General features: G+C 69.0%; 12 protein-coding genes. 11 read left to right on the forward strand and 1 reads right to left on the reverse strand.

All coding sequences use genetic code 11. The annotated features are described in order from the left end of the window. Positions 1 to 435 (forward strand): PaaI family thioesterase (locus VEY12_03040; GenBank protein HYM39109.1); only part of this gene is annotated, 435 nt, incomplete at its 5' end. A gap of 40 nt (positions 436 to 475) precedes the next feature. On the opposite strand, the gene VEY12_03045 is transcribed toward VEY12_03040, so the two are convergent. Next, on the reverse strand, positions 476 to 835 hold the full coding sequence (locus tag VEY12_03045; protein HYM39110.1) for a hypothetical protein: 360 nt from the start codon (positions 833 to 835) through the stop codon (positions 476 to 478). A gap of 132 nt (positions 836 to 967) precedes the next feature. Here VEY12_03045 and VEY12_03050 point away from each other — a divergent pair, with 132 nt between their 5' ends. From VEY12_03050 to VEY12_03095, 10 genes are all read left to right on the forward strand, one after another. Beyond that, a complete protein-coding gene (locus VEY12_03050; protein ID HYM39111.1) occupies positions 968 to 1,447 on the forward strand; it encodes a DUF3795 domain-containing protein in 480 nt (159 codons plus the stop codon). A gap of 114 nt (positions 1,448 to 1,561) precedes the next feature. Beyond that, positions 1,562 to 2,425, forward strand: a complete 864-nt coding sequence (locus VEY12_03055) for a DMT family transporter (GenBank protein HYM39112.1) — start codon at positions 1,562 to 1,564, stop codon at positions 2,423 to 2,425. Between the two features lie 79 nt (positions 2,426 to 2,504). Continuing rightward, complete coding sequence (locus tag VEY12_03060; protein ID HYM39113.1) at positions 2,505 to 3,527, forward strand: hypothetical protein; 1,023 nt, start codon at positions 2,505 to 2,507, stop codon at positions 3,525 to 3,527. Beyond that, the gene (locus VEY12_03065; GenBank protein HYM39114.1) at positions 3,524 to 4,444 is read left to right on the forward strand and encodes an ABC transporter ATP-binding protein; all 921 of its coding nucleotides are present in this window, start codon (positions 3,524 to 3,526) and stop codon (positions 4,442 to 4,444) included. Before VEY12_03060 ends, VEY12_03065 begins: the two co-directional genes overlap by 4 nt. Continuing rightward, entirely contained in the window at positions 4,445 to 5,287 is an 843-nt protein-coding gene (locus VEY12_03070) for a hypothetical protein (protein ID HYM39115.1), read from the forward strand. Then, positions 5,284 to 6,204 (forward strand): ABC transporter ATP-binding protein, encoded by a 921-nt coding sequence (locus VEY12_03075; protein ID HYM39116.1) that lies wholly within the window; start codon positions 5,284 to 5,286, stop codon positions 6,202 to 6,204. Before VEY12_03070 ends, VEY12_03075 begins: the two co-directional genes overlap by 4 nt. Before the next feature lie 40 nt (positions 6,205 to 6,244). After that, positions 6,245 to 6,985: an ABC transporter permease subunit gene (locus VEY12_03080; protein HYM39117.1), complete on the forward strand. Its 741-nt coding sequence runs from the start codon at positions 6,245 to 6,247 to the stop codon at positions 6,983 to 6,985. Positions 6,986 to 7,060: 75 nt separating this feature from the next. Beyond that, on the forward strand, positions 7,061 to 7,531 hold the full coding sequence (locus VEY12_03085) for a hypothetical protein (GenBank protein ID HYM39118.1): 471 nt from the start codon (positions 7,061 to 7,063) through the stop codon (positions 7,529 to 7,531). Positions 7,532 to 7,691: 160 nt separating this feature from the next. After that, entirely contained in the window at positions 7,692 to 8,096 is a 405-nt protein-coding gene (locus VEY12_03090) for a hypothetical protein (GenBank protein ID HYM39119.1), read from the forward strand. A gap of 110 nt (positions 8,097 to 8,206) precedes the next feature. After that, positions 8,207 to 8,542, forward strand: coding sequence for a hypothetical protein (locus VEY12_03095; protein HYM39120.1), 336 nt, complete (start codon positions 8,207 to 8,209; stop codon positions 8,540 to 8,542). Positions 8,543 to 8,694 lie beyond the last annotated feature (152 nt).

An 8,694-nucleotide genomic window follows, 5' to 3' on the forward strand; every position in this document is an offset into this window, starting at 1 on the left:
CACTGCTACGGCTGCGGGCGCCTGAACGACCACGGCCTCCACCTGCGGACCGCGTGGGAAGGGGACGAGACGGTCACCCGGTACACGCCGGAGGCATGGCATGTCGCGATCCCCGGCTACGTGAACGGCGGCCTCCTGGCATCCCTGCTGGACTGCCATGGCACCGGCACCGCCGCCGCGGCGGCGTACCGTGCGGAGGGTCGGGAGCCGGGAACCCAACCCTTGCACCGGTTCGTCACCGCCTCCTTGAAGGTCAACTACGTCAAGCCCACGCCGCTCGGCGCGGAGCTCCAGGTCCGCGGGCGTGCGTCGTCCATCCAGGGACGCAAGGTCGTCGTGGAGGCGAGGATCCTCGCCCGCGGCGAGGCGACGGTCACGGGCGAAATCGTCACGGTGGAAATGCCCGAGCGCATGCGACCCACGAAGGTAACCTGACTCCGGCTTGGCTTGCCAACGATCGCCGCCCGCCGCACCTTCAACGTGGAGGGACGGGGCGTTCCCGAGGGACGGCCTCCATTCGGTCCCGGAAGATGTCCACGCTCACGGGGCCCCACGATCCGAACACGACTCGCGGCGTCTCACGGATCCCTCGGCGCTTCGCCTCCTTGCGGCCGCCGCGGGTCGCGAGGTCCCACACCACGACCTTCTCACGAAGGCGTTCCGCCAGAGCTTGCACGGAGTCGAGCGCCGCTCGCTCGGCCTCGGGGAGCAAGACGAGGGAGTGGGTGACGGCGGCCGCGCGCATCTGGGCTCCCGGTCCTGCGCACGCGTGGCCGAGGGTCTCCGCATCTCGATCGAGGACCACCCGACGACTTCGGATGAAGACGTCGATCACAATCCCTGAGTCTCCGAGGACCGTGTGAAGGTTCCGCACGGATTGTACGAACCTGCCGCGGAGCGCCCGTGTACCCCGTGTATGGACAGTCCTTAGCCAGGGACCATACGCCCACCGCCGGATTCGGTCCCCATGGCCGTCCGACTGGCCGTCAACGACCGCGCGATCGATGCGAGCCTCGCCGGCGTCTGCGGCGTGTACTGCGGTGCCTGCCCTGTGTACCGCGCGTGGGCGGAGCAGGACCTCGCGAAGCTCCACGCCCTCGCCGCCTCCCTAGGCACGACGACGGACAGGCTCGTGTGCACGGGCTGTCGCACGCCCGCCTCGTTCTGCTTCGGCGGCGACTGCGAGATCAAGGCGTGCGCCGAGGAGCGGGGCGTCGTGTTCTGCCCGAGCTGCGAGGACTACCCGTGCGACCGGATCCGCAGGTTCGAGGCGGGGGCGCCGTACCGCGCGCCGATGCGCCGAGGCGCGGACCGGCTTCGGGAGGCGGGCGTCTCCGTCTGGCTCCGGGAGCAGGACGCCGTGTGGCGTTGCCGTTCGTGCGGGGCGCGGACCGTCGCGGGAACGGACACCTGCCCGAGCTGCGGGAACTCCATCCCGGGTGCCTGAGCGGCTCCCCGAGGCGGGCGATGCGGAGAAACCGCGCGCCCCGAGAGCGCTCGCCTTCGTCCCCAAAAGCGTCTGCGGCAAACCTGATGACCCGATCGTTCCTCCCGGGGCGAAATGGCGCTCGAATGGCTGGCCTGGGTCCTCGGGGCCACCGTGATCTGGGGCTTCGGCACGCTCGCGGCGAAGCCGAGCACGGACCGGCTGGGTCCGAGGACCATGGGCATCGGCACGGTCCTCATCGAAGGAGGCGCCTTCGCGGTCCTCGGGCTGTTCCTCGCTCGCACTCCCCTCCCGGGAGACGCGTGGTTCGCCGCGGCCGCGGTGGCCGCGGGCGCTTTGGGCGCCGTCGGATACCTGTTCTTCTACGAGGGCATGCGCGTGGGCACCGTGGGCATCGTGGGCACGATCTCTGCGGCGTGCCCCATGCTCACGGTGATCCTAAGCGTCGTCTTCCTGAGCGAGACGCTCGGGATCCTCCAGGCGGTGGGGATCGGGCTCATCATGTTCTGCGTCCTCGTCCTGGCGTACGAGCCGAAGCACCCGAGCACGTCCCGGCGCGCCGCGGTCCTCCTGAGCCTCGCGGGCTTCTTCGTCTGGGGCATCTGGGGGTTCCTGGTCAAGGCGAGCGTGAGCGCCCTCGGCGAGGGCAACCTGGACCTGTTCCTGGCCACGGGCTACCTGGGGGTCACCGCCGGGTACGCGTTCCTGCGCCGCGCACCGAGGACGCGCGCCGACCCACCGTCCGCGCGGGGGTGGGGCCTCGGGCTCTTCGTGTTCCTCGCGGGCGGACTCAGCGCGGTCGCGCTCACGATCGCCTACGATCTTGGGCCCGCGGCCCTCGTGGCACCCATCTCGGGGACCTACCCCATCATCGCGACCCTGGCGGCCGCAGCGCTGCTTCGGGAGAAGGTGGACTGGCGAATCGCCGCTGCCTTGATCGCCTTCGGGGTGGGCATCCTCCTCCTGTCCGGAGCATGAGCACTCGGGATTCCCGGGAAAGGGTTTAGGCGTTCGCAGCCATGGCCACGGCGGAGGCTGTGACATCTCGCTCGCGCGCATGGGCGTCGTCGTCCTCGGCATCGCCGTGGTTCTCGCGGGAATCCTCGGAGCCGCAGGGTTCGGACACGCCGCCTTGGCACGGCCGACCTACGATGCCGGGGACCGCTGGGTCTACACGCTCCTCGGGTCGCTGGGCGGCCTTCCGGGGTTCAACGCGAGCCAGAACGGCAGCTTCCAGCTCGGGCTCAGCGGGATCGTCGAGGTCGACGTGGTGGGCGTGACGCCGTCCGGAGTGCAAGCGGAAACCCACGCCGCCGGGTTCCTGAACGGCACGTTCGCGATTCCCGGAAACGCCACGGTGCGCGCCTCGGGGAGCTTCTCCTCGGACACCAAGGAGGTCTGGGAAGGCGGGGACTACCTGCCCGTCGCCTCGAACGGCTCGACCGTCTATGGGGTCGACGTGACCGTCGTGGTCACCGCCCATGCACAGGTCAACCTCTGGGTCAATGCGACGACCGTGTACGCGTCCCTGCCCCCCTTCAATCTGAGCGTCGGCGATTCTGCGTCGGCGTCGTTCACGTCGCACGTGGACACCGTGACGAGCTTCTCCTCGTTCGGCCTCGGCCGGCGCATGGAGAACCGCACCACGGTCAGCGGGGCGTGGACCCGCCATGTCCTCGCGTTCGAGAACGTGACCGTGGAGGCGGGGACCTTCTCCGCGTACCGGATCAACGAGAGCCTCGGCGGATTCCCCGGGTTCGCGGCAGCCGTGCCGTCGGCGGGAGCCAACGAGACCGCCTGGTTCTCGAACGACGTCGGCAACTACGTGCGGCGGGACGCGTACGTCAACGGCACGCGGGTCGCGCAGATGCGGCTGAAGTCGTACGCCTACCCGATCCGGCCCCCAGGCCTGAGCGCCATCGACCTCGCCCTGCTCGGCGGGCTGCCCGCTGCGCTGGTCGCCGCGCTTGTACTCCTCGTCTTGAGGCGGCGGAAGGCGCACCGCGATGTGGCGAAGGACTCAAGGGGGGCGGAGGCTGTCGGGGAGCTACCGCCCAAGAAGCCCGGAGGACCCCCGTGACCGCCCTCGTGGAGACCGCCTCGCTGACGAAGCTCTTCGGCGAGGTCCGCGCCGTCGACGATCTCAGCGTCTCGATCCCCGAAGGAGCCATCGGCCTCGTGGGGCCCAACGGCGCGGGGAAGACGACCTTCCTGCGGCTCCTGTTGGGGCTCCTGCGGCCCACGGCGGGCTCGGGTAAGGTCCTGGGCTACGGCATCGAGGACGGCATCCCCGTGCGGGAGCGGACCGGCTACATGCCCGAGCACGACTGCCTGATCCCCGACATGACGGGGATCGGCCTCGTCTCCTACATGGGCCGCGTGAGCGGGCTCGATCCGGGCACGGCCATGAGCCGGGCCCACGACGTCCTCCAGTTCGTCGGGGTCGAGGAGGAGCGCTACCGCAAGGTCGCGGAATACTCCACGGGCATGAAGCAGAAGGTGAAGCTCGCCCAGGCCATGGTCCATGACCCCCAGCTGTACGTCTTCGACGAGCCCACGACGGGCCTCGACCCCCGCGGGAGGACGGAGATGCTGAACCTGGTCGGCAAGATCGCCGCTTCCCAGGGCCGCAACGTGATCCTGTCGAGCCACCTCCTCCCGGACGTGGAATCGATCTGCAACTACGTGGTCATCCTGGACGGGGGCCATCAGATCGCCGCAGGGCCCCTCTCCACGCTCCTCAGCGGGGCCCAGGACCGCCTCCGGGTCGACGTGCGCGGGGACCGCGACGCGTTCCTCCGGACACTCAAGGAGGCGGGCATCGAAGCGGACGCGGGGACTTCCGGGGTGCATGTGGCGCGGAAACCGGGAGTCGAGACGGAGATCTTCCGGGCAGCCAATGCGAGCGGCATGGAGGTCCGGTACATGGGCGCGGAGATTCGCAGCCTCGAGGAGCTGTTCCTCGAACTCGTGGAGCGCCACACGGGAGGCCGCTGAGTGTCCATCTCCCTGCCGACGTACACGCGCCGCGAGATCCCCCTCCAGAGCCGGCGGCACCGCGTCTGGGCGATCATCGGGACGGGGCTGCGCCGGGAGATCCGGCGGCCCGCGGCCATCTTCGCCGTCGGCGTCGGGACGGCCATCACGACGATCGTCTCGATCGTGTACGTCCTGTTCGCGCCCTTCTTGCTCCGCGGACAACCCCTGGACCTGACCTTCTTCTACACGCCCGCGTCGAACTCGGCGGTCCTGTTCTTCGTCACCCTGATGGCGGCGACCGTGGGCGGGGGTCTGATCGCGGACGATCTGGACTCCATGGCCCTCACGCTCTACCTGAGCCGGCCGGTGACCGCAGCGGACTACCTCACGGCCAAGGCGGCGATCCTCGCGATCCTGACCGGGCTCATCGCCCTCCTCCCGCTCGTGCTGACCCCGATCCTCGCGGCCCTCCTCGGCCTCTTCCCCTGGGACATCGCCCTTGAAGCGGCCGGGATCTCGGTCCTCCTGGGCCTGCTCCTCACCGCCTTCTATACGTCCCTCGGCCTGTTCTTCTCGAGCCTCACCCGCCGCCGCGCCTACGCCGCCGCGGCCGTGTTCGCGAGCGTCTTCGGGCTCATCGCGGTCGAGACGATTCTCTCCCAACCCGGGTTCCTGAACACGGCGGAGGTCCTCTACGTGTCCCCGTGGGAGGACTACCTCGCCGTGGCGCGGGCCGCGTTCGGCATCACGGGCACCCCGATTGACTGGGCGGTGGCGCTCGCCATTCTGGTCGGGGCGACGGTCCTCACCGCGGTCGCGACGTGGATCCGAATGCGCGCCGTGGAGGTGGTCTCCGGGTGACCGGGATCGTCGAAGCGAAGGGCGTCATGAAGTGGTACGGGGAGGTCTTGGGCCTGAACGGCTTCACCGCCACGTTCAACCCGGGGATCACGGGGCTCGTCGGGCCGAACGGCGCGGGGAAGAGCACTCTGTTCAAGCTCCTCATCGGGCAGCTCCGCGCGAGCGGCGGGGAGCTCCGGCTTCTGGGTCAGAACCCATGGAACAACGTGGAGCTCAAACACAAGATCGGCTACTGCCCCGAGTCGAACCAGCTCTACGGCTGGATGACAGGGCAGGCGTTCGTCGAGACGCTCCTGCGGCTCGACGGCATGTCCCCCGGCGACGCGCGGAAGGCGGCCGAGGACAGCCTCGCCTTCGTCGGCCTCACAGGGGCGAAGGACCGGCCTACGCGGACGTACAGCCGCGGCATGCGGCAGCGGGCCAAGCTCGCGCAGGCGTTGGCCCACACGCCGGAGCTCCTCATCCTGGACGAGCCCCTGTCCGGAGCGGACCCCATGGCCCGGGTGCAGATCCTCCGCGCGATCACGGAGTTCGCGAAGCGCGGCGGCCACGTGATCATGTCGACCCACGTCCTGTACGAGATCGAGCGGGTCACCAGCAACATCGTCCTGATCCACAACGGGAAGGCGATCGCCTCCGGAGACCTCCACAAGATCCGCGCGCTCATCGACGAGCATCCCCACGCGGTCCGCATCGAGACCTCCCAGCCGCGGGACCTCGCGCAGGCCGTCGCCGGCATGGACCACGTGGTCTCCGTGGAGTTCCCGGCCCCGGCGATGCTCCTCGTTCGGACGCGGAAGCCCGACGCCTTCTACAAGGACCTGCCCGGCCTCGTGGTGGATCGGAACCTCGACGTGCGCGGCCTCGAGAGCCCGGACGACAGCCTCGACGCGGTCTTCCGCTACCTGGTGGGGTGAGACGACGGGCCTCGCCGACACGCTCCGCAAGAGCTGGGTGGTGACCCTCCTCACGATCCGGTACCTCCTGTCCACGAAGCGCGGGCTCGCGACCTTCGCGCTCTCCTGGATCCCGCTCCTCCTCGTCGCGGCCCTCGCCTTGGCGCGGGTCGCCTCGTTCGACATCCTCCTGTTCCAGGCGCTCATGGTCCCGCTCTTCCTGCAGATCGTCCTCGTGTTCGTGACCCTCGTCGACGCGACCGCGCTGATCCGCGAGGAGATCGACGACAACACGTTGCCCTTCCTCCTGACCCGGCCCGTCTCGAAGCCGGTCGTCGCCCTGAGCAAGTACGCGGGCTACCTGGTCGCGGCCCTGGTCCTCCTCCTGCCGCCCGTGGTCGTCTCCTACGCCGTGACCGAGGCGTACGCGGGCACGGGGCTCGGTGCGGACGCGAACGTCCTCACGGGCTTTCTCGCGGCGACCGCCCTCGCGGTGCTGGCGTACGGCGCCCTGTTCGTCTTCCTCTCTGTGGTCTTGCGTAAACCCTTGTTCGTCGGGCTGCTCATCGGCTTCGTGTGGGAGTCCGTCGTCGGATCGCTACCCGGGAGCGTGCCCAAGCTCAGCCTGATCTACTACCTCCGGTCCGTGCTCAAGGGGACCGTGGGCGTCGGCCCCCTCTCCGGGTTCGCCACGGACGTCTCCGCGGCCAGTGCCGCCGCCATCCTGGTAATCCTCGCCGTGGTCCTGGTGGCCCTTGCCGCGTTCCTCTTCCAAGCCATGGAGTTCCGCCAGAAGGCGTGAGCCTCCGGCGGACGCCGTCCCGGTTATGGACCTGCAGCCGGTTCCTTGGCTCGAGGCGGAACGAGGCGGAGCCGCATGGCGGACGCACTGTCACCCGCAGCTCGACGGTACCTGATTCGCGCCGGCCTCTGGTTCGTCTTTGGCGGCGTCCTCTGCACGGTGGTCGTGCTTCTGGTCCCGAACCAGGTGCCGCCCGACACGGCCTCAAATTTCTTCCTCGCCGCATCGGGCGTAAACGCCACGCTCCTGGTGGCCATCGCAATTACCATCTCGTCCATTGTCCGTCGAGGCGCCGAGGCGTCTCGCTCGCCGAGGATGATCCTCTTCGTCGCGCAGCTCTCCGTCGTGTTCATCGGGATGATCGCTTCGGGGTTCGGGATCCTCCTCTTCAACGCCGCAACGCCCTTTGACTCTCTTACGTTCGTGGCCCTGGCCCGCCTCATCTTCGTCACCTGGGTCATCGGCTTCCAGCTCCTCGTCGTGGGCATCCAAGTGTCTACGCTCCCGGAGCCGTCCGCACCGTCCGCGGAGGGCCCACCCCGCTGAGAGCGGCCACGGAGGCGATGACCGCAAGTGGGCGATGTCAACGCGGCACGCCGACGCAAGGTATTAGACCCCGTGCCGGTCATAGGCAGGCTGGGGAGGGGTTGAGCTGGACCTCTCGCAGATCGTGCCGTATGTACTGGCACATGCCCAGTGGGTAGGCTTGGCCCTGTTGGGGGTCGGGCTCCTCGTGCGCCTCCTGGGACGTGCCCTCGCCCGGTCCCTGTTCGTCGCGGGCCTCCTCGCGACCGCCGCGGTGGCCTACCAGGAGTACCAGCTCCTGCACAGCACGGTCGTCGCCGGCGGCATCCTCTTGGTCGGGCTCGTGATCTTTGGGCTCCTGGCCTGGACCGTCCGCGGTCTCTCTTTCTTCTTCGCCTTCGCCCTGATTGCCGCGGCGTTCTACTTGATCCTCTACGGATGGGCAGGACCCTCGTACGTGGCCACGACGACCGGCGAGCTCACCTGGGCCGGTGCGACGATCTTCACGATGATCGTCAGCGGCGTCCGAGGCTTCCTGACCCGCCGCGTGCCCGTCGCGGCCGTCGCCACGGGCATCATTCACTGAACCTGCAGGCCGGGTCGAGCCGAACCGCGTACGGCGGGAGCTGTTCTCACGACTGAAATTGACCAAACCATCTAGAGCTCGTACCCTCTCTTCCGGCGTGAGCGCGCACCGTGATCGGGAAGGACAAGCGAGACCTCGGCGTCTACCTCTTCAGTCGAAAGGGCGTGCCCCTCCTCGCATTGCCCGACGACGGCCGCCTGCCCGTCGAGGCCGTTCAGGTCGAGGGCGTCCTCGCGCTGGCGGGCGGGTTCGAGGATCCGCCGCGGGCTTCGGGCGAGAGGACGACCCGGGTCCGATACGACGAGTTCGGGATCCTGGGGATGCGCGGGGAACGCGCGGTGGTCGCCGTGGTGTCGCGGGAAGCGCTGGACGGCGACCTGGTCCCGGAGCTCGAGCGATTCCTGAGGCGATGCGACAAGCGACTCCGGGAGCGGGCGCGCGAGTAGGGTTTCTACTTAGCCATTCTTTTTCGTCCCGTGCTCACTGGGCCTCCGCATGGAGGATGACCAGAAGCTCTGGCTGAAGGCGCGCAAGCGCGCCGAGGACAAGGCGGGGTTCTTCATCCACTTCGGGATCTACGCCGCGGTCAACGCGTTCT

This window comes from Thermoplasmata archaeon (assembly GCA_035632695.1).
Lineage (GTDB): Archaea > Thermoplasmatota > Thermoplasmata > RBG-16-68-12 > RBG-16-68-12 > RBG-16-68-12.

Bases quoted from the DNA above. Each gene is read 5' to 3' on its own strand.
- VEY12_03085 (HYM39118.1), top strand. From the start codon at position 7,061: ATGGCGGACGCACTGTCACCCGCAGCTCGACGGTACCTGATTCGCGCC.
- VEY12_03050 (HYM39111.1), top strand. From the start codon at position 968: ATGGCCGTCCGACTGGCCGTCAACGACCGCGCGATCGATGCGAGCCTC.
- VEY12_03055 (HYM39112.1), top strand. From the start codon at position 1,562: ATGGCGCTCGAATGGCTGGCCTGGGTCCTCGGGGCCACCGTGATCTGG.
- VEY12_03060 (HYM39113.1), top strand. From the start codon at position 2,505: ATGGGCGTCGTCGTCCTCGGCATCGCCGTGGTTCTCGCGGGAATCCTC.